Raw genomic sequence first — 24632 nt, 5'->3', positions numbered from 1 at the left:
GACCTGCACTTTTCCCATCCACCGGCTGTGCAGAAGAAAAACTTTCCCGGTCGGGCCAAGATCGCTTCGAACAACGCGCGACGGCGCGGACCACGCAACCATAGGTAAGGGTCACTCCTTATTTGCATCACTTACCTGTGGACGATTAGATTAGCGCCCATGTCACAGGCTCCCGCGACCTCCGAGGCCACCCGCCGGGGGCACGACCGAGAGATCATCGCACTGGCCGTCCCGGCCTTCGGCGCACTCGTCGCCGAGCCGCTTTTCGTCATGGCCGACAGCGCGATCGTCGGCCATCTCGGCACCGCACAACTCGCCGGTCTCGGAATCGCCTCGGCCCTCCTCACCACCGCCGTGAGCATCTTCGTCTTCCTCGCCTACGCCACCACGTCCGCGGTCGCCCGCCGGGTCGGTGCGGGCGACCTCCAGGCGGCCGTCCGCCAGGGCATGGACGGCATCTGGCTGGCACTGCTGCTCGGTGCCGCGGTCATCGCCGTCGTCCTGCCCTTCGCCTCCGGCATCGTGGACGTCTTCGGCGCCTCGGCCACCGCCGCTCCCTACGCGACCACCTACCTGAGGATCTCCTCCCTGGGCATCCCGGCCATGTTGGTCGTGCTCGCCGCCACCGGCGTCCTGCGCGGCCTCCAGAACACCCGCACACCGCTGTACGTCGCTGTAGCGGGGTTCATCGCCAACGCCGGACTCAACGCGGCGCTCGTCTACGGGGCCGGACTGGGTATCGCCGGCTCCGCCTGGGGCACGGTCATCGCCCAGTGCGGAATGGCAGCGGTCTACCTGACCGTCGTCGTGCGCGGCGCCCGCAGACACGGGGCGTCGCTGCGCCCCGACGCCGCCGGGATACGGGCCTCGGCACAGGCCGGCGTGCCCCTGCTCGTCCGGACGATCTCGCTGCGGGCCGTCCTGATGATCGCCACCGCAGTGGCTGCCCGGCTGGGCGATGCCGACATCGCCGCCCACCAGATCGTGCTGTCCCTGTGGAGCCTGCTGGCCTTCGCCCTGGATGCGATCGCGATCGCCGGACAGGCCGTCATCGGCCGCTATCTCGGGGCGGATGATGCCGTCGGCGCCCGCGAAGCCTGCCGGCGCATGGTGCAGTGGGGCATAGCCACCGGAGTGATCCTGGGCCTGCTCGTGATCGCCGCCCGACCGCTCTTCCTCCCGTTGTTCACCGGCGACCCCGCCGTGAAGAGCACAGCGCTACCCGCACTGCTCATCGTGGCGCTCTCCCAACCGATCTCCGGCATGGTCTTCGTCCTCGACGGCGTACTGATGGGCGCCGGAGACGGGCCGTATCTCGCCGGGGCCATGGTCCTCACGCTCGCGGTCTTCACTCCGGTGGCGCTGCTCGTCCCCGCCCTCGGCGGCGGACTCACGGCGCTCTGGGGAGCCATGACGCTGATGATGACCGTACGGATGCTCACCCTCTGGCTGCGCGCCCGCTCCGGCCGATGGATCGTGACCGGCGCGACGCGCTGACCCATGTGCGCTGCCGACGGTTTCACGTGAAACATCGCGGGCTGTCACGTTTCACGTGAAACACCCGCGACTCCACACCATCGCCGACCACGAAAGCCGACCAAGAGACAGGGGCCGCACCCTTCACGGGTGCGGCCCCTGTTCAGCTACTGCTCAGCGCAGCATCAGCCCGCGACGACCTCGATGTTGACCTTGGCGGCAACCTCGGGGTGCAGACGCACGGACGTCTCGTGGGCGCCCAGGGTCTTGATCGCCGAAGCGACCTCGATGCGGCGCTTGTCGACCTCGGGGCCACCGGCAGCCTTGATCGCCGAAGCGATGTCGGCCTGGGTGACGGAACCGAAGAGGCGGCCGGCGTCGCCGGCGCGGACGGCCAGGCGGACCTTGACGCCCTCAAGCTGGGCCTTCACCTGGTTGGCCTGCTCGATGGTCTGGATCTCGTGGATCTTGCGAGCACGACGGATCTGCTCGACGTCCTTCTCGCCACCCTTGGTCCAGCGGATCGCGAACTTCCGCGGGATCAGGTAGTTGCGTGCGTAGCCGTCCTTGACGTCGACGACGTCGCCGGCGGCGCCGAGGCCAGAGACCTCGTGGGTCAGGATGATCTTCATTAGTCGGTCACCCTTCCCTTAGCGCGCGGTGGAGGTGTAGGGCAGCAGCGCCATCTCACGGCTGTTCTTGACGGCCGTGGCGACGTCACGCTGGTGCTGCGTGCAGTTGCCGGTCACGCGGCGGGCACGGATCTTGCCGCGGTCGGAAATGAACTTCCGCAGCATGTTCGTGTCCTTGTAGTCCACGTACGTGACCTTGTCCTTGCAGAAAGCGCAGACCTTCTTCTTAGGCTTGCGCACAGGCGGCTTCGCCATGGTGTTTCTCCTGTGTGATCAAGAAGTGGGGATACGAGCCCTTGCCCCTTAGAAGGGAGGCTCGTCCGAGTAGCCGCCACCGCCGCCGGAGCCGGAGCCCGAGCCGGAGCCGCCGCCCCAGCCGCCGCCACCGCCCTGGTTGCCGCCACCGGCGGGAGCGCCGGAAGCCCAGGGGTCGTCGTTGGGGGCGCCGCCCTGGTTGCCGCCACCGGGGCCACCGCCCCAGCCGCCGCCACCCTGGCCGCCACCGCCGCCGTAACCGCCCTGACCACCGCGGCCGCCGCCACCGGCGGTCTTGGTGACCTTGGCCGTGGCGCTCCGCAGGCTGGCGCCGACTTCCTCGACGTCCAGCTCGTAGACCGTGCGCTTGACACCCTCACGGTCCTCGTAGGACCGCTGCTTCAGCCGGCCCTGCACGATGACGCGCATGCCTCGCTGGAGCGACTCCGCGACGTTCTCCGCCGCCTGACGCCAGACCGAGCAGGTCAGGAACAGGCTCTCGCCGTCCTTCCACTCGTTGGTCTGACGGTCGAAGGTGCGGGGGGTGGACGCGACACGGAACTTCGCGACCGCCGCACCGGAGGGGGTGAAGCGCAGCTCGGGGTCATCGACAAGATTGCCGACGACCGTGATGACGGTCTCGCCTGCCATGGGGGAACCTCTCGGCGGGTTTGCTGCTGGCTGCTTGTGCTGCTACTCGAAATCCCGAGATCGGCTGAGCGGAAAGCTCAGTGGGTCTCGGGGCGGAGGACCTTGGTCCGGAGGACCGACTCGTTCAGGTTCATCTGGCGGTCGAGCTCCTTGACGACCACAGGCTCGGCCTGCAGGTCGATGACCGAGTAGATGCCCTCGGGCTTCTTCTTGATCTCGTACGAGAGACGACGACGGCCCCAGGTGTCGACCTTCTCGACCTTTCCGTTGCCCTCACGGACGACGGAGAGGAAGTTCTCGATCAGGGGGGCGACAGCGCGCTCCTCCAGATCGGGGTCGAGGATGACCATCACCTCGTAGTGACGCATGTGGAACCCACCTCCTTTGGACTCAGCGGCCACGGTCGTTCCGTGGCAGGAGGGTTGTGATGCGTGCGCAACGGTATCGGCAGCCACTGACATTCGGGGGTTCCCGCTGGGATCCCGGTCAGGGCCTGGGCAGACACCGGTGCAGAGGCTACAGACTACCCGCACACCCGCTTCCGGTTGAAATCCGGCGGCCGGGGCCCTCAATCTGTACACATCGGGTGTGTACGGCGCTACGATGCGCCGCCTTCCGCAGGAGGTGCTCCATGGCACAGGCATTGCGACCCAACACCGCCGGATCACTGTTCGCCACCGACGGCAAGACCCATCCGCTCCAGGACTCGCTGATGGCAGTGACGCTGGCGCTCGGGCTGATCGCCTTCATCACGTCGTTCTTCCACAGCCTGCACCTGCTCAGCTCCTGGACCGGCCTGATCGGCCTCGTCACCGGTCTGTTCGGGCAGTGGGTCTCGATCACCACGCGCGAGCGTTTCGGTCTGATCCTGGGTCTCGGTGCCTCGGGCATCGGCTTCTTCATCGGCATGGCGCACGGCGGCCTGTTCGGCTGAGTCCGGCGCCCCCGCACAACCGTGGAACGCCCCGGCCGGGCAGGAGCCGGGGCGTAGGTGCCGTACGGCCAGTCGGGCCGCGGGCGAGGCGCAGTAGGCTTCGGCGCGAGAGCCGGAGCCCCTGTACCCATGGGGACACACCAGCCCGAGGAGCGCCCCGACATGAGCCTGACCCTGAGGACCATCAGCCGCGAACAGCATCTGGCGTACATCCAGAGCCTGCCGGCGGCTAGCCACATGCAGGTCCCGGCCTGGGCCGATGTCAAGGCGGAGTGGCGTTCGGAGAGCCTCGGCTGGTTCGACGAGCGCACCGGCGAGATGGTCGGTGCGGGCCTGGTGCTGTACCGCCAGCTGCCCAAGATCAAGCGCTACCTCGCCTACCTCCCCGAGGGCCCGGTCATCAACTGGTTCGCGCCGAATCTCGACGAGTGGCTCCAGCCGATGCTGGCCCACCTCAAGCAGCAGGGCGCGTTCTCGGTGAAGATGGGCCCGCCGGTGATCATCCGGCGCTGGGAGTCCAACTCCATCAAGCAGGGCATCCAGAACCCGGACGTGAAGCGGCTGCGCGACATCGAGGCCGACTTCATCGAGCCGCGCGCCTTCGAGGTGGCCGACAAGCTGCGCCGGATGGGCTGGCAGCAGGGCGAGGACGGCGGTGCCGGCTTCGGCGACGTGCAGCCGCGCTATGTCTTCCAGGTGCCGCTGGCGAACCGTTCCCTGGAAGAGGTCCACAAGAACTTCAACCAGTTGTGGCGGCGCAACATCAAGAAGGCCGAGAAGGCCGGCGTCGAGGTCGTGCAGGGCGGCTACCAGGACCTGGCGGAATGGCAGCGGCTGTACGAGATCACGGCCGCTCGTGACCACTTCCGGCCGCGCCCGCTGTCGTACTTCGAGCGCATGTGGACGGCCCTCAACACCGAGGACCCCAACCGGATGCGGCTGTACTTCGCCCGGCACAACGGGGTCAACCTGTCCGCGGCGACCATGCTGATCGTCGGCGGGCACGTCTGGTACTCCTACGGCGCCTCCGACAACATCGGCCGTGAGGTGCGGCCCTCGAACGCCATGCAGTGGCGGATGCTGCGCGACGCCTACGCGCTCGGCGCCACCGTCTACGACCTGCGCGGCATCTCCGACTCGCTGGACGAGACGGACCACCTCTTCGGCCTGATCCAGTTCAAGGTGGGCACCGGTGGCCAGGCCGCCGAGTACCTCGGCGAGTGGGACTTCCCGCTGAACAAGCTGCTCCACAAGGCGCTCGACATCTACATGTCGCGCCGCTGACGTCACGCTCCGTGCTTCTATAGCCCTGACACACCGCAGTCCTCTGGCACTCCCCAGCCACCCAGAAAGGTTCCAGGTCCGGCCATGGCGCTCACGCTCTACGTCGACACCGCGCGCTGGCGGGCGCACCACAAGCACGTGCAGGAGCAGTTCCCGGGTCTGGTCCCGGTCTGCAAGGGCAACGGCTACGGCTTCGGGCACGAGCGCCTGGCGGAAGAGGCCACGCGTCTGGGCTCGGACATCCTCGCCGTCGGTACGACGTATGAAGCCGCGCGCATCAAGGACTGGTTCGGCGGCGACCTGCTGGTGCTGACCCCGTACCGACGGGGCGAGGAACCCGTGCCGCTGCCCGACCGGGTCATCCGCTCGGTGTCGTCCATCGACGGCGTGTACGGCCTGGTGGGTGCCCGCGTGGTCATCGAGGTGATGTCCACGATGAAGCGGCACGGCATCAGCGAGCAGGACCTGCCGCAGCTTCACTCGGCCATAGAGAACGTCCGGCTGGAGGGCTTCGCCATCCACCTGCCGCTGGACCGCACCGACGGCTCGGACGCCGTCGAGGAGGTCATCGGCTGGATGGACCGGCTGCGCGCGGCCCGGCTGCCGCTGCACACGATGTTCGTCAGCCACCTCAAGGCCGACGAACTCGCCCGGCTGCAGCAGCAGTTCCCGCAGACGCGGTTCCGGGCCCGGATCGGCACCCGGCTGTGGCTGGGGGACCACGACGCCACCGAGTACCGTGGGGCGGTCCTGGACGTCACCCGCGTCGCCAAGGGCGACCGGTTCGGCTATCGGCAGCAGAAGTCGGCCTCGGACGGCTTCCTGGTGGTCGTGGCGGGCGGTACGTCGCACGGGGTGGGCCTGGAGGCCCCGAAGGCCCTGCACGGCGTCATGCCGCGCGCCAAGGGCGTCGCACGGGCCGGCCTGGCCACGGTGAACCGGAACCTTTCTCCGTTCGTCTGGGGCGGCAAACAGCGCTGGTTCGCGGAGCCGCCGCACATGCAGGTGTCGATCCTCTTCGTGCCCTCGGACGCCCCGGAGCCGAAGGTCGGCGAGGAACTGGTGGCCCATCTGCGGCACACCACGACCCAGTTCGACCGGATCGTGGACCGCTGACCGGCCGCAGGATGGACAAGCGCACCGCCTGACCGTTCACAGGACGGGAAGAGGGCCGTACACGGACTCCGTGTACGGCCCTTTTGCCGTTCAGGACCTGGGGTGTTCGCTCAGAGCGAATCGACCTCGGAGGATCGGCTTCCCCATTCCACCTGCGGCCCCTCGAAGTGGGCCGCGTGGCGCGGGGGACGGGCCGCCGCGCCGAGCACGAAGACGTCCTCCGCGCCGTCCAGCACCCCGCCGGACGGATCGTCCTCCCCGGTGCGGCGCACCACGTCCCGCTCGGGCATGAGGATGTCGCGCACGACCATGCCGCACAGGTAGAGCGTGCCCAGCAGGTGCACGGCGATGGCCCAGTGGTAGCCGTCGGTCGGCAGACCCTTGTGGGCGTCCCCGCTGGTCGTGTACGCGAGGTACATCCAGATCCCCAGGAAGTACGCCACCTCGCACGCCTGCCAGATCAGGAAGTCCCGCCACTTGGGCCGGGCGAGGACCGCCAGCGGCACCAGCCACAGCACGTACTGCGGGGAGTAGACCTTGTTGGTGAGGATGAAGGCCGCCACCACCAGGAAGGCCAGCTGGGCGAAGCGCGGCCGGCGGGGAGCGGTGAGGGTCAGGGCGGCGATGCCCAGGAAGCAGAGCAGCACCAGAGCCGTGGCCGCGGTGTTCACGACGTCGGTGCTCGGCGGGGTGGTCGTGTTCTGCGCCCAGATCAACCAGAAGGATCCGAAGTCGACGCCCCGCTCCTGGCTGAACGTGTAGAACTTCGACCATCCGTCGAAGGCGAAGATCATCACCGGCAGGTTCACGACGAGCCAGGCGACCACCGCACCGCCGGTGGCAACGAAGAACTCCCGCCATTTACCCGCGCGCCAGCACAGCAGGAACAGCGGGCCCAGCAGGAAGACGGGGTACAGCTTGGCGGCCGTGGCAAGCCCCAGGAGGACACCGAAGGCGAGGGGACGACTCCGGGACCACATCAGCATCGCCGCGGCCGTCAGAGCGACCGCCAGGAGGTCCCAGTTGATGGTGGCGGTCAGGGCGAAGGCAGGTGCCAGGGCGACCAGCAGGCCGTCCCAGGGGCGCCGGCGGTGCGTACGGACCACGCACACCGCGATGACCGCGGCGCACAGCATCAGCATCCCGGCGTTGACGAACCAGTACACCTGCTCCTGGAGCATGATGCTGCCGCTGCCGGGCGTGAGCCATGCGGCCACCTCCATGAACACACCGGTCAGCACCGGGTATTCGAGGTAGTCCATGTCGCCCGGGAGCTTGTCGAAGTACGGCACCAGACCGTCGGCGAAACCGCGCCCCTGGTAGAGATGCGGAATGTCCGAGTAGCAGGCGTGGGTGTACTGGGAACTCGCGCCGAAGAACCAGCCGCTGTCGTAGCAGGGCAGCTTCTGCACCATGCCGAGGGCGAACATCCCGACCGCCACGATGACGACCACGCGTAGCGGCGTCCACCAGGACGTGCCGAGCAGGGCACGCCGCCCGATGGGGCCGCCGATCAGCTCACTCCCGGCCGCGGCGACCTCGTCTTCCCTGGTCGGCCGCACCGGCTCCGGCTCACGCACGCCCGCGGGCGTCGTCTCTGCACTGGGCATGGGGCCCATCCTGCCGTACCTCCCTAGGAATACGCCGAGGGCCGCCGCACCTCGCCGGGTGCGGCGGCCCATGTTTCACGTGAAACAGACTTCGGCGGGCGAAATGGTCACCAGCCGGTCAGACCGCGCGGCTAGCCGGTTGATCCGCCGAAGAGGTTTCCTCCGCCGTTGGCATTGCCTCTGGTGTCGCCTTCGCTGGTCGTCTCCGTAGCTGTCGGCGAGGACGTCGTACCCGACGTACTACCGCCGGTGGAGCCGCCGTCGGTCGAGCAGTTCCAGGCGAACTGGCAGGTCTCCGTCACCGTGGGCGACGGGGAGGTGGCCGTCTCGCTGGGGGTGGCGCTCGGCGTCTCGGTGGGCGTCTCGCTCGGCGTGATGCTGACGGTCGGCGTCGGGGAGGGAGCCCCCGCCTCGTCAGCGATCTCGCCGACCTTGGTGGCGTCCGGGAAGCCGGGGTCGTTCTTGCCCTTCAGCGCGGACTCCATGTACTCGGTCCACACCGAGGTCGGGATGTCACCACCGTGGATGGACGCCACGCCGGCGGTGCCGTTCATGGAGAGCAGCTCGGCGTCCTTCGGGTTCTCGCGGAACATCGCCACCGACGTGGCCAGCTGCTGGGTGTAGCCGACGAACCAGGCCGACTTGTTGCTGTCGGTGGTACCGGTCTTGCCCGCCGCCGTACGGCCCAGGGCCTTGGCATTGGTACCCGTACCGTTCTGGATGACGTTCTCCAGCGTGTCCGTCACGTTGTTCGCGATGTTCTCGGGCATCGCCGTCGTGACCTTCGGCTTGCTGAAGCCCTGCAAGGGCTGCCCGTCCTGCTTGACCTCGGTCACCGAGTACGGGTCGGCGTGCTTGCCGGACGCGGCGAAGGTCGAGTAGGCGTCGGCCATGCGGATCGCGCTCGGAGTCGACGTACCGAGTGCGAAGGACGGGTTGAGGGTCGCGAAGCTGCTGTCCAGAATGCCGGACCGGCTCGCGACGTCCCGTACCTTCGACATGCCCACGTCCCAGCCGAGCTGCACGAACGGCGTGTTGATCGACTGCTCCATCGCCTTGCGCAGGGTGATGTACCCCCAGCGATAGTTGCTCTCGTTGTTCTGGAAGAACGTCGAGCCGTCCTTGTTCAGGACGGCGGTGCCGTCCTCGTTCATGACCTTGAGATGGTCGTTGCCGTTGTACTTGCTCAGCGGCGAGACCCCATCGGGGGAGGTCTTGTACGTGCCGTACTGCATGGCAGCGGCAAGGACGAACGGCTTCCACGTCGAACCGACGGGGACACCGGAGGTGTCGGCGTTGTTGGTGAAGTGGTTGTTCTCGTAGCCGGCACCGCCGTACAGGGCGACGATCGCGCCGTCGTTGGGCACCACCGACGCGGCACCGAACTGGACGTACTTGTCCTTCTCCCGGTTCTTCGGGTCCAGACGCGCCTTCTGGACCTTCTCCACGGCCGTGCTCAGCGCGTTGACCTTGTCCTTCTGGAAGGTCGTGTAGATCTGGAAGCCGCCCTGGTCGAACTGCGTCTCCGTGATGTTGGAGTGCGCGAGGACGTACTTCTTGGCCGTGTCGGCGAGATAGCTGATCTGGCCGGTCATGCCCTTGACCGCCTTGCGGCCCTGGGGCATCGGGTACTTCTTGATGGCCGTCTGGTACTCGGCATCGGTGAGGTGCTGGTCCTTGTGCATCTCCTCGAGGATCCAGGCCCAGCGCTCGTGCGAGCGCTGGTAATTGGCCTTCTGGGAGGCCGCGGGGTCGATGTCCGGGTTGCCCGCGGGGTCGTAGTACGTCGCTCCCTTGAGCAGGGCCGCCAGGACCGCGCACTGGCTCGGCGTGAGGTTTTTCGCGTCCACGCCGTAGTAGGTCTGGGCGGCGGCCTGGATGCCGTACGCGCCACGGCCGAAGTACGAGGTGTTCAGGTAGCCCTGGAGGATCTGCGGCTTGCTGAACTTGGTGCCCACCTTGATGGAGATGAACATCTCCTTGAACTTGCGGGTGAGCGTCTGGTCCTGGCTGAGGTAGGTGTTCTTGACGAACTGCTGGGTGATCGTCGAACCACCCTGCGTCTCACCGCCCTGGGCCATGTTGACGAGAGCGCGGGCGATGCCCTTGAAGTCGACGCCCGGGTCCGTGTAGAAGCTCTTGTTCTCCGCCGAAATCACGGCGTTCTGCATGGCTTGGGGGATCTCGGCGATGTTGACGTTCTGCCGGTTGACGCCGGTGCCCGTCGCGACCATCTGCTTGCCGTCGGCCCAGTAATAGACGTTGTTCTGGGACTGGGCCGCCGTGTTCTCGCTGGGGACACCCACCATGGCGTAGCTGACACCGACCAGCGCGACCAGGCTGCCGAAGAAGGTGATGCACAGCCCCGAGACGAGTTTCCAGGAGGGGACCCAGCGACGCCAGCCGAATCTGTTCGCCCTGGGGTAGTCGATCAGGCGCTTCTTGCCGGGCGCCGTCGACGCCCGGCCTCTGCCACGCCCTGGCCCGGCAGGACCACCCGGACCGCGGCTTCCGTTGTCGGCCGCTCTGCGGCGGCTGCTGTTTCCCGTACTTCTCTGCGCCGCCCGGCGTGCCTCGGCACGGCCACCGTACGGGCGCTCCTCACCTCCCGAGCCCGAGTCCGACCCATAGGAACTGGACCCATAGGAGTCGGAAGGAGACCCGGTGGCGCCTCGCGGTGCCGCGCGGCGGCTGGAGGACGGTTCGGACTGGCCGCGTCGGGCCGCGGCACGTCCGCCTCCCTGCGGCGGCGGCGGTTTGCGACGGTGCTCGCTCATCGAACGATTACTCCTCGGGCAGGCGCACCCGTGGGCGCCTGGAACGGCGGCTGATTTCCGGTCCCCCCGAAATACGGATGTGGTCGGTCCTGCATTCACCCGTACGGCACCGAGGACATGGACGCCCCCCAGGCGTCACTCGGTTCCCGGTGGTGTGCATGCCGCACAGACTACGCACCACCAAAACCCGCCGAGCCCCGAAGTTCACCCCAAATCAGGCAAGTTGCCTCCAACGAATCGGTGATGTGATCCCGTTCACCGTCGTTCCTCTTGTCGCACGAGGAAAGCCGATCTATCGTCGGGATGTATCGAGTCGATACATCAGAGCGAGATAAGCGAACCGCGGACGAGAGGAGGCGAGCATGAGCCGGCGCTCCGGCATCCTTGAGTTCGCCGTCCTCGGCCTGCTCCGCGAGTCCCCGATGCACGGCTATGAGCTGCGGAAACGGCTCAACACGTCGCTCGGCGTCTTCCGTGCCTTCAGCTACGGAACGCTCTACCCCTGCCTCAAGACGCTGGTCGCCAACGGCTGGTTGATCGAGGAGCCGGGGAGCACCGCCGAGGACGCTCTCGCCGCGCCCCTCGCCGGCCGCCGCGCCAAGATCGTCTACCGGTTGACGGCGGAAGGTAAGGAGCACTTCGAGGAGCTCCTGTCCCAGACCGGCCCCGACGCGTACGAGGACGAGCACTTCGCGGCACGGTTCGCCTTCTTCGGGCAGACCTCCCGCGATGTGCGGATGCGCGTGCTGGAGGGCCGCCGCAGCCGGCTGGAGGAGCGCCTGGAGAAGATGCGCGCCTCGCTGGCACGCACCCGGGAGCGCCTCGACGACTACACGCTTGAGCTCCAGCGCCACGGGATGGAGTCCGTGGAGCGCGAAGTGCGCTGGCTGAACGAGCTCATCGAGAGCGAGCGGGCCGGGCGGGACCTGAAGGGTTCCGCCTCCGGGGGGTCCGCTCAGCAGAACACCACCAATGGAGCGCCGGGCGCCCTGCCCCGGTCCGGGGATTCCCTCCGGCCGGATGCGTCCGACGACACCGCCACGTGAGACCCGTTCAGGGCCTCACTCGTACACACAGGGAGCAACCGGAATGGGTTCGGTTCGCGTAGCCATCGTCGGCGTGGGCAACTGCGCCGCATCGCTGGTGCAGGGCGTCGAGTACTACAAGGACGCCGACCCGGCGTCCAAGGTCCCCGGCCTGATGCACGTGCAGTTCGGCGACTACCACGTCAAGGACGTGGAGTTCGTCGCCGCGTTCGACGTGGACGCCAAGAAGGTCGGCCTCGACCTGGCGGACGCCATCGGCGCCTCCGAGAACAACACCATCAAGATCTGCGACGTGCCCACCACCGGTGTCACCGTCCAGCGCGGCCACACCCTCGACGGTCTCGGCAAGTACTACCGCCAGACCATCGAGGAGTCCGAGGCCGAGCCGGTCGACATCGTCCAGATCCTCAAGGACAAGCAGGTCGACGTCCTCGTCTGCTACCTGCCCGTCGGTTCCGAGGACGCGGCGAAGTTCTACGCCCAGTGCGCCATCGACGCCAAGGTCGCCTTCGTCAACGCCCTCCCGGTCTTCATCGCCGGCACCAAGGAGTGGGCGGACAAGTTCACCGAGGCCGGTGTGCCGATCGTCGGCGACGACATCAAGTCGCAGGTCGGCGCCACCATCACGCACCGCGTCATGGCGAAGCTGTTCGAGGACCGGGGCGTCATCCTGGACCGCACGATGCAGCTGAACGTCGGCGGCAACATGGACTTCAAGAACATGCTGGAGCGTGAGCGCCTGGAGTCCAAGAAGATCTCCAAGACGCAGGCCGTCACCTCCCAGATCCCCGACCGGGACCTCGGCGAGAAGAACGTCCACATCGGTCCGTCCGACTACGTCGCCTGGCTCGACGACCGCAAGTGGGCGTACGTCCGCCTGGAGGGCCGCGCCTTCGGTGACGTCCCGCTGAACCTGGAGTACAAGCTCGAGGTCTGGGACTCCCCGAACTCCGCCGGTGTCATCATCGACGCCGTGCGCGCCGCGAAGATCGCCAAGGACCGCGGCATCGGCGGCCCGATCCTCTCCGCGTCCAGCTACTTCATGAAGTCCCCGCCGGTCCAGTACTTCGACGACGAGGCCCGCGAGAACGTGGAGAAGTTCATCCGCGGCGACGTCGAGCGCTGACCAGGCACACCGCCGGGCGCTGAAGCTCCACAGCTCAAGCTCGCAAAAAAACGCTCCTGCCAGGGCTCAGAGGGTCCCCGGGTCATCCGATCCGGGGACCCTTCTCCTGTGCGTGGCCCCATATGTGAGGCTGTGCCCCATGCCCGTCGTCCGCGACCTGCGTGTCCTGCTGAGCCTGCGGAACTTCCGCCGTCTACTCGTCATACGCCTGCTCTCCCAAGGGGCCGACGGCGTCTACCAGGTCGCCCTCGCCGCCTACGTCGTCTTCTCCCCGGAGAAGCAGACCTCGCCGGCCGCGATCGCCTCTGCCATGGCCGTCCTACTCCTCCCGTACTCCCTCGTGGGACCCTTCGCCGGCGTCCTGCTGGACCGCTGGCGCCGCCGCCAGATCTTCCTCTACGGCAACCTGCTGCGCGCGCTGCTGGCCGCGGCCACCGCCGTCCTCATGGTCAGCCACGTCCCCGACTGGCTCTTCTACGCCTCCGCCCTGTGTGTCACGGCCGTCAACCGCTTCGTCCTTTCCGGTCTGTCCGCCGCGCTGCCACGGGTGGTCGACACCGACCGGCTGGTGCTCGCCAACTCCCTCACCCCGACCGCCGGCACCCTTGCCGCGACCGCCGGTGGCGGCCTCGCCTTCGCCGTACGGCTGGTGGCCTCGGATTCCGATGCCGTGGTGGTGCTGCTGGGCGCCATGCTGTACCTGGGCGCGGCCCTGGCCTCCCTGTCCATGGCCCCCGACCTCCTCGGCCCGGACCGGCATCCAGCCCAGCCGAGCCTGGGAACGGCCGTGATCACCACAGCACGCGACCTGCTGGAGGGGATTCGGCATCTCGCCGCACCGCGCCGCCGTGAGGCGGCCTGGGCACTGGTCAGCATGACGGCGATGCGCTTCTGTTACGGCGCGCTGCTCGTCCTGGTGCTGATGCTGTGCCGGTACGCCCTCTCCTCCGACCCGGACGACGGACTCGGGTTGCTGGGGCTGGCTCTGGGCATCTCCGGCGCCGGCTTCTTCGCCGCCGCCGTGGTGACGCCATGGACCGCGGGGCGGCTCGGCCCCGGCCGCTGGATCGTCGTGTGCGCCGCGTCGGCCGCCGTACTGGAGCCGGCCCTGGGCCTCCCGTTCACGACCGTCCCCATGCTCGTCGCCGCCTTCGTCCTGGGACTCATCACCCAGGGCGCGAAGATCGCCACGGACACCCTCGTGCAGTCGTCCGTGGACGACGGCTTCCGCGGCCGGATCTTCTCCGTCTACGACGTGCTCTTCAACGTCGCCTTCGTCGGGGCCGCCGCTGTAGCCGCACTGATGCTTCCGCCGGACGGCCGCTCCGCGACCCTCGTCATCACGGTCGCCCTCGTCTACGCAGCGGTTGCGGCAGTCATGGCCCGCTTCGAGTACGACCGCCGACCACAGCAGGATCACGCAACCCCGCAGTGAAGAGGGGCGATGTTTCACGTGAAACATCGCCCCTCGCTACGTCACAACGGGGTCATGTTTCACGTGAAACATGACCCCGTTGTGCGCCTTCAGCCCTGCTCGGCCCACCACTCCTTGAGCGCGGTCACCGCCGCGTCATGCCCCATCGGCCCGTTCTCCAGCCGAAGCTCCAGCATGTGCTTGTAGGCCTTGCCGACCTCCGGGCCGGGGCGGATACCCAGGATCTCCATGATCTGGTTGCCGTCGAGGTCCGGGCGGATCGCGTCGAGCTCCTCCTTCTCCTGGAGTTCGGCGATGCGCTGCTCCAAGCCGTCATACGCACGGGAGAGCGCCGCGGCCCTCCGCTTGTTACGGGTGGTGCAGTCGGACCGGGTGAGCTTGTGCAGACGGTCCAGCAGCGAGCCCGCGTCACGGACGTAGCGGCGGACCGCCGAGTCCGTCCACTCCCCGGTGCCGTAGCCGTGGAAGCGCAGATGGAGTTCGACCAGGTGCGAGACGTCCTTCACCAGTTCGTTGGAGTACTTCAACCCCGTCATGCGCTTCTTGGTCATCTTCGCTCCGACCACCTCGTGGTGGTGGAACGAGACCCGGCCGTCGTTCTCGAAGCGGCGGGTGCGCGGCTTACCGATGTCGTGCAGCAGCGCGGCGAGCCGGAGGGTGAGGTCGGGACCGTTCTCCTCCAGCGCCATGGCCTGTTCCAGGACGATCAGCGTGTGGTCGTAGACGTCCTTGTGCCGGTGGTGCTCGTCGCTCTCCAGCCGCAGGGCGGGCAGCTCGGGCAGGACATGGTCGGCGAGGCCGGTGTCGACGAGCAGGGTCAGCCCCTTGCGGGGGTGGGCCGAGAGGATCAGCTTGTTCAGCTCGTCCCGGACCCGCTCGGCCGAGACGATCTCCAGACGGCCGGCCATGTCCTTCATCGCCGCGACGACCTCGGGGGCCACCTCGAAGTCGAGCTGCGCGGCGAAGCGGGCCGCCCGCATCATCCGCAGCGGGTCGTCCGAGAAGGAGTCCTCGGGCGTCCCCGGGGTGCGCAGCACGCGCAGTGCGAGGTCTTCCAGACCGCCGTGGGGGTCGATGAACTCCTTCTCCGGCAGCGCCACCGCCATCGCGTTGACCGTGAAGTCACGGCGGACGAGGTCCTCCTCGATGGAGTCCCCGTACGACACCTCCGGCTTGCGGGAGGTGCGGTCGTAGGCCTCGGAGCGGTAGGTGGTGACCTCGATCTGGTAGCCCTGCTTCTGCGCGCCGACCGTGCCGAAGGCGATCCCGACCTCCCAGACGGCGTCCGCCCAGGGCCGGACGATCTTCAGTACGTCCTCGGGGCGGGCGTCGGTCGTGAAGTCCAGGTCGTTGCCGAGCCGACCCAGCAACGCGTCCCGAACCGAGCCACCGACCAGGGCAAGGGAGAACCCGGCCTCCTGGAATCGGCGGGCGAGGTCGTCGGCGACGGGCGCCACCCGCAGCAGTTCGCTCACCGCGCGCTGCTGCGCCTGGCTCAGGACAGTGGGAGTGTCTTCATTGGCGTTCGGCACAACAGAACAGGGTACGTGCCCCAGACGGTCCGAAGCGCCTCCATATTCCGGCAGCGCCCCATGGAAAGCCTCCCGTGCGGAGGGGTGGGACATCTCACTCCGTACTCATACAAGCGCAGCGTTCGCCTCTTAACAGAGTCTCCCGACGATACTGGATATAGGGGACAGCCCGACCTCCTCTCCCGATCTTGGGGAGCAGACCGCGGCACTTCCGTTCAGCGCACCTCGTTACCATGCGTGGACGCACATTCCGACGACCACTGACGACGACGAGGGACGGACGAGCGCGTGGCCGAGGCGGCAGACTTCCAGGGGACGCCCTCACCTGCCCGCCGCTGGCTGCGGCGCACCGGGGCACTGCTCGCGGGTGCACCCCTGCTGGCCGGACTGATGCAGCTGCCCGCGGCGGCGCCGGCCCAGGCGGCCGGCTCGGACACCGTGTCCGTCGCCCTGGACTCACTGAGCCCCAGCGCCCCCAGCGACGGGGACACACTGACGGTCTCCGGCACGGTGACCAACAACGGCAAGCAGGCCGTCACAGACGCGCACGTGGACCTGCGGATGGGCTCACTGCTCAGCACGCGCTCCGAGATCGACACGGCCGCCCGGCAGTCCGAGGACCTCCAGTCGGGCCTGGGCACCGAGGTCGGCGACAAATACACCGAGGACTTCGACTCGCTCCCTCCGGGGGTCGCCGAGCACTTCAGCATCTCCGTGCCGGTCGACAAGCTGGATCTCGGCCAGGACGGCGTGTACCAGTTCGGCGTCTCGCTGTCCGGCAAGACCTCCGCGCAGCAGTGGGACCAGGTCCTCGGCATCCAGCGGACGTTCCTGCCGTGGCAGTCCTCCGAGGCCGACACGAAGACGAAGACGACGTATCTCTGGCCGCTGATCTCCACCGTCCACGTGACGGCGAAGACGGGCGCCGGCGAGTTGCAGACGCCCGTCTTCCAGAACGACGACCTGGCCAAGGAGATCTCGCCCGGCGGCCGGCTGGCCCAGATGCTGGCGCTCGGCAAGGACCTCGACGTCACCTGGGTGATCGACCCGGATCTGCTGGCCTCCGTGGACGCGATGACGCGCAACTACCGGATCCAGGGAACCGGCGACACCACCACGGCCGGCACCCATCAGGCGGTGGCCAAGCAGTTCCTGTCCGATCTGCAGGACGCGGTGACCGACAAGGAGGTGGTGGCCCTCCCCTTCGCCGACCCGGACCTGGCCTCCCTCGCCCACAACGGCACCAGCGTGACCGGCTCGCTGAGCCACCTCAAGGACGCCACCGACGTTGCCGCCACCACGGTGAAGACCGTGCTCCATGTCACACCGAGCACCGACTTCGCGTGGCCCGTGGACGGCGCCGTGGACCCCTCGATCATCAAGGTCGCCACCTCGGCGGGTGCCGACAAGGTGATCGCCCGCAGCGACAGCCTCCAGGAGACCGGCGGGCTGACCTACACGCCCTCGGCGGCGCGCCCGATCGGCGGCGGCACCACCGCGGTGGTCGCCGACGCGCGGCTGTCCACGGCGTTCGAGGGCGATCTGACGCACGCCGACTCGGCCACGCTCGCGGTGCAGCAGTTCCTCGCCCAGAGCCTCGCGCTGAACACCCAGACCGGCAAGCAGCGCAGTATCGTCGTCGCCCCGCAGCGGATGCCGACGGCAAGCCAGGCCCAGGCGATGGCGACGGCGATCACCGCCCTGCAGGACAGCAACTGGTCGCAGCCCCAGGACCTCGAGGCGGCCGCCAAGGCCAAGCCCGACCCCGGCGCGACCACGAAGATCCCCTCGTCGTCCGCGTACCCGTCCTCGCTGCGCAAGCAGGAGCTGCCCCGGACGGCCTTCGAGCAGATCGCCCGCACCCAGGACAAGCTCGACAACTTCCAGGTGATCCTCACCGACGAGTCCCGGGTGGTGACCCCCTTCGGGCGGGCCATAAACCGCGAGATGTCGACGTCGTGGCGGGGCCGCGGCAGTGAGGCGGACAGCTTCCGCACGAGCGTGGAGTCCTGGCTCGACGACCTCATCGGCCAGGTGAAGCTGATCGACAAGTCCGAGACCAAGCTCTCCGGCCGCAGCGCCACCATCCCGGTGACCGTCCAGAACAACCTGGTCCAGGGTGTCGATCACCTCGTCCTGCGGCTCACCTCGACCATGCCGACCCGACTGGAGATCGGCGGCAAGCCCTACTACGAGCAGCCCGTCGAGGTCTCCGGCGGCCACAGCCAGTCCGTGAAGTTCTCCACCTCGGCCAATGCCAACGGCCGGGTCGAGGTCACCGCCCAGCTCTACACCGAGGACGGCCAGGAGTACGGCGCGCCCGTCAGGTTCGACGTGAAGGTCACCGAGGTCACGCCGACCGTGATGCTGGTCATCGGCGGCGGCGTGCTGCTGCTGGTGCTCGCGGGCTTCCGGATGTACACCCAGCGCAAGCGGGCGGCCGCCCGCCGGGCCGAGGAGGGCGACGGCCCCGACGAAGCGGGCGAGGACTCTCCGGACGCTCCCGACGCCCCGGAAGCTCCCGGCACCCTGGAGACTCCCGGCACCTCGGAGGCCAGGAGCCCGGAGGACGCCGGGGACACCGACGGGCCGGGGAACCCCGCCACCCGTGGGGATCGTCTCCAGGAGGAGTCCGTCGCCCGGACCCGGGAAGACGACCCGGACCAGCCGAGTGACCCGACACCGGACACCGCATCGGAAAGCGCCGACCCGTCCGAGACGGGTGAGAGAGTGGACCGTTGAGCGATGTCGTGGCCGGTGGGCCCGGGACGATGAGGTAGGGGTAACCATGAACGCGCCGTACGACGGTGAAAGCGGCCAGGGCGCGGCCGGTTCGGGCTACCCCGAGCCGCCGCCGGAGCCCGGCCAGGTCCCGCCGCAGCAGGCGGCTGACATGTACCTCCAGGACGCCTACGACCAGGACCCCTACCGGGCGCGCGACCTCTCTGCCCAGGATCCGGTCGCCGAGGCGCTCTACGACCGTGCCGCACACCCCCCGCCTGCTCCGGGCAGCTACCCGCAGCAGCCGCTGTACGGGCAGCCCGCCCAGTCGCCGTACGCCCCCGACCCGCACGTGTGGGCCCAGACCCCGGCGCCGGAGCCGGACGGCCCGAGCCAGTACCTGCCGTACGGCGACGACCCGCGCACGACCCAGTTCGTGGGCGTGGACGACCTGGTCTCGCACTCCGGTGAGGAGCGTCACGAGCCGGACGCCTTCGCCCATCTCTTCCGCGACCAGCAGCAGAGCGGCTACCAGGACCAGCAGCAGCACGGCTACCGGGATCCGCAGCAGGGCGGCGGTCACCTGCCGTCGGAGCCCCCGGCGGTGCCGGGTCCGGCGGCCGCCCCGGGAGGGCCTGCACAGGTGCCGCCGTACCAGGCACCGCCGGCACCGGCTGGTCCGACCGCCGCGGTCGACCAGACCCTGAACCTCGGTGCCGTACCCGCCGCGGCCCCGGCGCCCGCCCCCGCGAAGAAGAGCGGGAAGGCCGCGGGCCTGCTCAAGTCGAGTGCCGTGATGGCGGCGGGCACGATGGTCTCGCGCCTGACCGGCTTCGTCCGCTCCGCGCTGATCGTCTCCGCGCTGGGCGTGGGTCTGCTCGGCGACACCTTCCAGGTCGCCTACCAGCTGCCGACGATGATCTACATCCTGACCGTCGGCGGCGGCCTCAACTCCGTCTTCGTGCCGCAGCTGGTGCGGGCCATGAAGGAGGACGAGGACGGCGGCGAGGCCTTCGCGAACCGTCTGCTGACGCTGGTGATGGTGGCGCTGGGCCTGCTCACCGCAGCCACCATCGCGGCCGCGCCGTTCCTGATCCGCCTGCTGTCCGACTCGGTCGCCAGCGACCCGGCGGCCAACGAGGTCGGCATCACCTTCGTCCGCTACTTCCTGCCCTCGATCTTCTTCATGGGCATCCACGTGGTGATGGGTCAGATCCTCAACGCCCGCGGCAAGTTCGGCGCGATGATGTGGACCCCGGTCCTCAACAACATCGTCATCATCGTCACCCTCGGCCTGTTCATCTGGGTCTACGGCACCGCCGCACACTCCGGCATGAAGGTCACGACCATCCCGCCTGAGGGCCAGCGGCTGCTCGGCCTCGGTGTGCTGCTCGGGCTCGTGGTCCAGGCCCTGGCGATGATCCCCTACCTCCGCGAGACCGGGTTCCGGCTGCGGCTGCGCTTCGACTGGCGGGGCCACGGCCTCGGCAAGGCCGCGACCCTCGCCAAGTGGACCGTGCTGTTCGTCCTCGCCAACCAGGCGGGCGCGCTCGTCGTCTCCCAGCTGTCGACCTCGGCCGGCAAGAGCTCCCCGGTCGACGGCACCGGCTTCGCCGCCTACGCCAACGCCCAGCTGATCTGGGGCCTGCCGCAGGCCATCATCACGGTGTCCCTGATGGCCGCCCTGCTGCCGCGGATCTCCCGCTCGGCCGCCGAGAACGACACGGGCGCCGTCCGCGACGACATCTCCCAGGGCCTCAGGACGACCGCCGTCGCGATCGTCCCCATCTCCTTCGGCTTCCTGGCCCTCGGCATCCCGATGTGCACCCTGATCTTCGGTTCCTCGGGCATCAGCGAGGCCACCAACATGGGGTTCATGCTGATGGCCTTCGCCCTCGGCCTGATCCCCTACTCGGTGCAGTACGTCGTCCTGCGCGCCTTCTACGCCTACGAGGACACCCGCACCCCCTTCTACAACACGGTCATCGTCGCGGCGGTCAACGCGGGCGCCTCGGTCGCCTGTTACCTGCTGCTCCCGGCCCGCTGGGCGGTGGCCGGCATGGCCGCCTCCTACGGCCTGGCCTACGCGATCGGCGTCGGCGTGGCCTGGCGGCGGCTGCGCAAGCGGCTCGGCGGCGACCTGGACGCCTCCCGGGTCACCCGCACCTATGCCAGGCTCTGCATCGCCTCTGTACCGGCCGCGCTGGTCAGTGGTGCGGCCTGCTACGGCATCGGCCACACTCTGGGGCAGGGCGTGATCGGTTCCTTCGCCGCGCTGCTGGCCGGCGGGGCGGTCCTGCTCGGCGTCTTCTACGTCGCCGCGCGCCGCATGCGCATCGAGGAGCTCAACTCCCTCGTGGGTATGGTGCGCGGGCGTCTGGGGCGCTGAGGCGGGGGTAAGCGCACAACCATCGTTCGCCGCCGCGTGTCGTGCATAGCGGGGGACTGTGGGCACAATTGGTTTCGGCGTCGGACAGCGTGCAACGGATGGGGAGGCAGGAACGACGGTGGCGGAACGGAGCACGGCTGCCGTCGACGTGGCAGACAACAGCGGTGACAAGCCGCTGACCGCCAAGGCGGACCAGTCCACGGCCGACGGGGTGGCCAAGAACCCGGAGCGGGACACGGACAGCGACGAAGCACAGGGAAACGGCATGGCCGCGGGTGCTGAGCAGCAGGCCGCACCCCCTGAACTGCACAGCGGGCACAAGCTCGCCAGACGCTACCGTCTTGAGGAGTGCGTCACCCGTCTGGACGGATTCAGCAGTTGGCGTGCGGTCGACGAGAAACTTCGCCGCGCCGTCGGCGTCCACATCCTGCCCGCCGACCATCCGCGGACCCGTGCGGTGCTGGCCGCCGCCCGCTCCGCCGCACTGCTCGGGGACCCGCGCTTCGTGCAGGTCCTGGACGCCGTCGAGGAGAACGACCTCGTCTACGTCGTCCACGAGTGGCTGCCTGACGCCACGGAGCTGACCGCACTGCTCGCGGCCGGACCGCTGGAGCCTCACGACGCCTACCAGATGGTCAGTCAGATCGCCTCCGCCATGGCGGCCGCGCACCGCGAGGGGCTGGCCCATCTCCGCCTGAACCCGAACGCCGTGCTGCGCACCTCCACCGGGCAGTGGCGCATCCGCGGCCTCGCGGTGAACGCGGCGCTGCGCGGCATCAGTTCCGACACCCCGCAGCGCACCGACACCGAGGCGATCGGTGCCTTGCTGTACGCGGCGCTGACCCAGCGCTGGCCGTACGAGAGCGACGCCTACGGTCTGGCCGGGCTGCCCAAGGACGTCGGTCTGATCGCACCCGACCAGGTGCGTGCCGGCATCCACCGCGGCCTGTCCGAGCTCGCCATGCGGGCTCTGGTCAACGACGGCGCCACCGCCTCCCGCCACGAGTCCGCGTGCACCACGCCGGAGGAGCTGGTGAAGGCGATCGGCGAGATGCCCCGCATCCGTCCGCCGGAGCCGGCGTTCACGGCACCGCCCGAGTACCAGCGCACCACGTACCAGCAGGGCACCTACGGCCGTCCCGCGCCGCCCGGCGCGACGCAGCCGCTCCAGGCCCCGCCGCCACCGCTGCAGAGCCGCACCGGCAAGGCGCTGAAGTGGGGCGTCTCGGCCCTTCTCATCGCCGCCCTTGGCCTGGGCAGCTGGCAGCTCGCGGACGCCCTGATGCACCAGGGCGACAAGTCCGGCGGAGACACCACCAACACCCAGACGACGGACGACGGCGACAAGAACAACGCCAGCTCGGCGCCCGCCGCCGCGATAAAGATCCAGAACGCGCAGGAGTACGTCGCCACGGGCGAGGCCCAGCATCCGAACGACGTCAAGAAGACGTACGACGGCAGCACCTCGACGTACTGGAGGACGAACACCTTCGTGAGCGGACCGGAGCTGGCTCCGTACAAGCCGGGTGTGGGAATCGTCTACGACCTGGGCTCCGCCAAGGAACTCGCCACGGGAACCATCTCCCTTCGCTACTCTGGCGATCACACAACGGTCGCGCTGTACGCCGCCGACTCGCTGAACCCGGGATCGATCAGCTCGATGACGAAGATCGGCAGCGTCACCACCACCGGGAACACCGCCACGGTGAAGGTCAGCAAGAAGGTGAAGAGCCAGTTCGTGCTCATGTGGATCACCGCCGTGCCGAATTCGGGCGCGGATCCCGACGCGTACGCACAGGCCGGCTACAAGCAGGCCGTCACCGAGGTGAAGTTCACCGGCTGACGTCTCACCGGCGGCACCGAAGGCGGAGGGGGCAGATGGCGGAAGGCGCCGGATACGGCGGAGTGAGCGACCAGGATCTGCTCGCCCGCCATGTGGAAGGCGACCCCGATGCCTTCGGTGAGATCGTGCGACGGCACCGGGACCGGCTCTGGGCGGTCGCCCTGCGGACCCTGGGGGACCGCGAGGAGGCCGCTGACGCCGTCCAGGACGCCCTCGTGTCCGCCTACAGGGCCGCCCACACCTTCCGAGGCCAGTCGGCCGTCACAACGTGGCTGCACCGGATCACGGTCAACGCCTGCCTCGACCGCGCCCGCAAGGCGGCCTCCCGCAAGACCGCCCCCGTCGACGACACCGAGCGGCTGGAGCAACTCCTGGAGCCGCATGAATCGGCCTCCGCTCCGGCCGAGCGGAACGATCTGCACCGCCAGCTCCTGGAAGCCCTCGGCACCCTGCCCCACGACCAGCGCGCCGCCCTCGTCCTGGTCGACATGCAGGGCTATCCGGTGGCCGAAGCTGCCCGGATCCTCGATGTCCCCACAGGGACGGTGAAGAGCCGCTGCGCTCGCGGCAGAGCCAGACTCCTCCCTCTGCTCACTCATCTACGGCCGGAAAACACCGGTGACGAGAACGACCCGGACCCGGCACGGAACCGGGCGGAGGGGACATCCGTCCCACCCGCAGCGGGGCCTCAGGATCGGGGCCCACAGGCCACCGGGCCGAGTGATTCAGCCGCAGTGAAGGGCGGAGGTGGGCGAGCATGACTTCGACGACAGACACGACCGGACACCCGGATGTCGCGGAGATCTCCGACCTCACCGAGGGTCTGCTCCCACCCGCTCGGACGGAGGAAGTACGACAGCACCTGGACGGGTGCGAGCTCTGCACCGACGTCCACGCCTCGCTGGAGGAGATCCGGGGTCTGCTGGGCGATCTGCCGGATCCGCCGCGCATGCCGGCCGATGTCGCGGGACGGATCGACGCCGCGCTCGCCGCCGAAGCTCTACTCGACGCAACGGCACCCGTGGCTCATGTTTCACGTGAAACATCGCCCCGCGAGATGTCGTCCTCGGGGGACCGGCCCGCCGGGCGACCGAGTGCCTCCGCCGGTCCCGGCCGCAAGGACCGCGGACGTGACCGCGGCCGACGCCGCCGCACGGCCGTCCTCGGCGCGGTCTTCACCGCCGCCGTTCTCGGCGCCGGTTCCTTCTTCCTCCAGTCCCTCGGCGGCGACGGAACCACGACGGCTCAGAGCAAGCCGACGGACTCCGCCGGGGCCTTCTCCAAGAACACCCTTCAGGGTCAGGTGAAGGACCTCCTCGGCACGAAGACGAACACGCAGCGGGGCTCCCAGAAGCCCTTCAACGTCGAGTCCCAGGACACCGGCCAGCCGAGCTCGACCCAAAGCCCGAGGATCAAGCTCCAGCCCACGACGCAGGTGCCTGTATGCGTCCGCCAGGGCATCAGCCAGACTGACCTTGCCCTCGGCGCGAAAAAGGGGACATACGAGGGGAAGGACGCCTACCTCGTCGTACTCCCCGACGCCTCCGATGCCTCCAAGGTGACGGCATACGTCGTCGACGCGTCCTGCGACAGCAAGGGGTCCGCCTCCCCCGGCAAGGTCCTCCTGACGGAGTCCCTGACGCATCCCTGAGCCTCCCTCCTCGATGGCCTCAGAGGGGGAACGCATCGTCTCGCCCCAGCGTGGAAATCCGTACGGTGTGGGATGCCCGTGTGCCCGGACACACCGGGAATGCGCGCCCCTTAGGATCCGTTGGGTGGGGTGAGAGCTTCTGACGGGAGCTCCC

General features: G+C 68.7%; 19 protein-coding genes. 12 read left to right on the top strand and 7 right to left on the bottom strand.

The features are described 5' to 3' along the window. Positions 1 to 159 precede the first annotated feature (159 nt). Positions 160 to 1497, top strand: coding sequence for an MATE family efflux transporter (locus ABT137_RS11235; protein WP_351705999.1), 1338 nt, complete (start codon positions 160 to 162; stop codon positions 1495 to 1497). Between the two features lie 164 nt (positions 1498 to 1661). On the opposite strand, the gene rplI is transcribed toward ABT137_RS11235, so the two are convergent. The 4 genes from rplI to rpsF form a co-directional block, all read right to left on the bottom strand. Beyond that, the gene (gene rplI, locus ABT137_RS11230; RefSeq protein WP_184967858.1) at positions 1662 to 2108 is read right to left on the bottom strand and encodes a 50S ribosomal protein L9; all 447 of its coding nucleotides are present in this window, start codon (positions 2106 to 2108) and stop codon (positions 1662 to 1664) included. Positions 2109 to 2126: 18 nt separating this feature from the next. Next, positions 2127 to 2363: a 30S ribosomal protein S18 gene (rpsR, locus tag ABT137_RS11225; RefSeq protein WP_003949403.1), complete on the bottom strand. Its 237-nt coding sequence runs from the start codon at positions 2361 to 2363 to the stop codon at positions 2127 to 2129. 48 nt (positions 2364 to 2411) lie between these two features. Further along, the gene (locus ABT137_RS11220; protein ID WP_351705996.1) at positions 2412 to 3014 is read right to left on the bottom strand and encodes a single-stranded DNA-binding protein; all 603 of its coding nucleotides are present in this window, start codon (positions 3012 to 3014) and stop codon (positions 2412 to 2414) included. Positions 3015 to 3091: 77 nt separating this feature from the next. After that, positions 3092 to 3382, bottom strand: a complete 291-nt coding sequence (rpsF, locus tag ABT137_RS11215; RefSeq protein WP_093500872.1) for a 30S ribosomal protein S6 — start codon at positions 3380 to 3382, stop codon at positions 3092 to 3094. Between the two features lie 263 nt (positions 3383 to 3645). Here rpsF and ABT137_RS11210 point away from each other — a divergent pair, with 263 nt between their 5' ends. The 3 genes from ABT137_RS11210 to ABT137_RS11200 all read left to right on the top strand — a co-directional run bounded on the left by ABT137_RS11210 (position 3646) and on the right by ABT137_RS11200 (position 6348). After that, positions 3646 to 3948, top strand: coding sequence for a hypothetical protein (locus ABT137_RS11210; protein ID WP_351705993.1), 303 nt, complete (start codon positions 3646 to 3648; stop codon positions 3946 to 3948). A 162-nt stretch (positions 3949 to 4110) separates the two neighbouring features. Next, positions 4111 to 5232, top strand: a complete 1122-nt coding sequence (locus tag ABT137_RS11205; protein ID WP_351705990.1) for a lipid II:glycine glycyltransferase FemX — start codon at positions 4111 to 4113, stop codon at positions 5230 to 5232. Between the two features lie 84 nt (positions 5233 to 5316). Beyond that, the gene (locus ABT137_RS11200) at positions 5317 to 6348 is read left to right on the top strand and encodes an alanine racemase (RefSeq protein WP_093500866.1); all 1032 of its coding nucleotides are present in this window, start codon (positions 5317 to 5319) and stop codon (positions 6346 to 6348) included. 110 nt (positions 6349 to 6458) lie between these two features. Here ABT137_RS11200 and ABT137_RS11195 read toward each other — a convergent pair whose 3' ends face one another. Then, positions 6459 to 7958, bottom strand: a complete 1500-nt coding sequence (locus ABT137_RS11195) for a glycosyltransferase family 87 protein (RefSeq protein WP_351705986.1) — start codon at positions 7956 to 7958, stop codon at positions 6459 to 6461. A 131-nt stretch (positions 7959 to 8089) separates the two neighbouring features. Beyond that, complete coding sequence (locus ABT137_RS11190) at positions 8090 to 10735, bottom strand: transglycosylase domain-containing protein (RefSeq protein ID WP_351705984.1); 2646 nt, start codon at positions 10733 to 10735, stop codon at positions 8090 to 8092. A gap of 362 nt (positions 10736 to 11097) precedes the next feature. On the opposite strand from ABT137_RS11190, the gene ABT137_RS11185 reads away from it, so the two are divergent. From ABT137_RS11185 to ABT137_RS11175, 3 genes are all read left to right on the top strand, one after another. Next, positions 11098 to 11781 (top strand): PadR family transcriptional regulator, encoded by a 684-nt coding sequence (locus tag ABT137_RS11185; protein WP_351491802.1) that lies wholly within the window; start codon positions 11098 to 11100, stop codon positions 11779 to 11781. A gap of 43 nt (positions 11782 to 11824) precedes the next feature. Beyond that, positions 11825 to 12907 carry an inositol-3-phosphate synthase gene (locus ABT137_RS11180; RefSeq protein WP_351705981.1) on the top strand — a complete coding sequence of 361 codons (1083 nt, stop codon included), beginning with the start codon at positions 11825 to 11827 and terminating at the stop codon, positions 12905 to 12907. 139 nt (positions 12908 to 13046) lie between these two features. After that, on the top strand, positions 13047 to 14342 hold the full coding sequence (locus tag ABT137_RS11175; protein ID WP_351705978.1) for an MFS transporter: 1296 nt from the start codon (positions 13047 to 13049) through the stop codon (positions 14340 to 14342). Between the two features lie 89 nt (positions 14343 to 14431). On the opposite strand, the gene ABT137_RS11170 is transcribed toward ABT137_RS11175, so the two are convergent. Further along, a complete protein-coding gene (locus ABT137_RS11170) occupies positions 14432 to 15874 on the bottom strand; it encodes a CCA tRNA nucleotidyltransferase (RefSeq protein ID WP_351705975.1) in 1443 nt (480 codons plus the stop codon). Positions 15875 to 16162: 288 nt separating this feature from the next. Between ABT137_RS11170 and ABT137_RS11165 the strand changes: the two genes are divergently transcribed. The 5 genes from ABT137_RS11165 (at position 16163) to ABT137_RS11145 (ending at position 24478) form a co-directional block, all read left to right on the top strand. After that, positions 16163 to 18616, top strand: coding sequence for a DUF6049 family protein (locus tag ABT137_RS11165; RefSeq protein ID WP_351705972.1), 2454 nt, complete (start codon positions 16163 to 16165; stop codon positions 18614 to 18616). Between the two features lie 46 nt (positions 18617 to 18662). Next, positions 18663 to 20984, top strand: a complete 2322-nt coding sequence (murJ, locus tag ABT137_RS11160) for a murein biosynthesis integral membrane protein MurJ (protein ID WP_351705969.1) — start codon at positions 18663 to 18665, stop codon at positions 20982 to 20984. Positions 20985 to 21102: 118 nt separating this feature from the next. After that, positions 21103 to 22827, top strand: coding sequence for a protein kinase family protein (locus ABT137_RS11155; RefSeq protein WP_351705966.1), 1725 nt, complete (start codon positions 21103 to 21105; stop codon positions 22825 to 22827). A gap of 35 nt (positions 22828 to 22862) precedes the next feature. Further along, positions 22863 to 23588: an RNA polymerase sigma factor SigM gene (gene sigM / locus ABT137_RS11150; protein WP_351705963.1), complete on the top strand. Its 726-nt coding sequence runs from the start codon at positions 22863 to 22865 to the stop codon at positions 23586 to 23588. Continuing rightward, positions 23585 to 24478, top strand: coding sequence for an anti-sigma factor family protein (locus tag ABT137_RS11145; RefSeq protein WP_351705960.1), 894 nt, complete (start codon positions 23585 to 23587; stop codon positions 24476 to 24478). The genes sigM and ABT137_RS11145 overlap by 4 nt, the downstream gene beginning before the upstream one ends. Positions 24479 to 24632 lie beyond the last annotated feature (154 nt).

The organism is Streptomyces sp. NPDC001980, from assembly GCF_040296885.1.
Lineage (GTDB): Bacteria > Actinomycetota > Actinomycetes > Streptomycetales > Streptomycetaceae > Streptomyces.
Note: the sequence above shows the minus strand (reverse complement) of the source record. Positions and strands in the feature narration are given on the sequence as shown.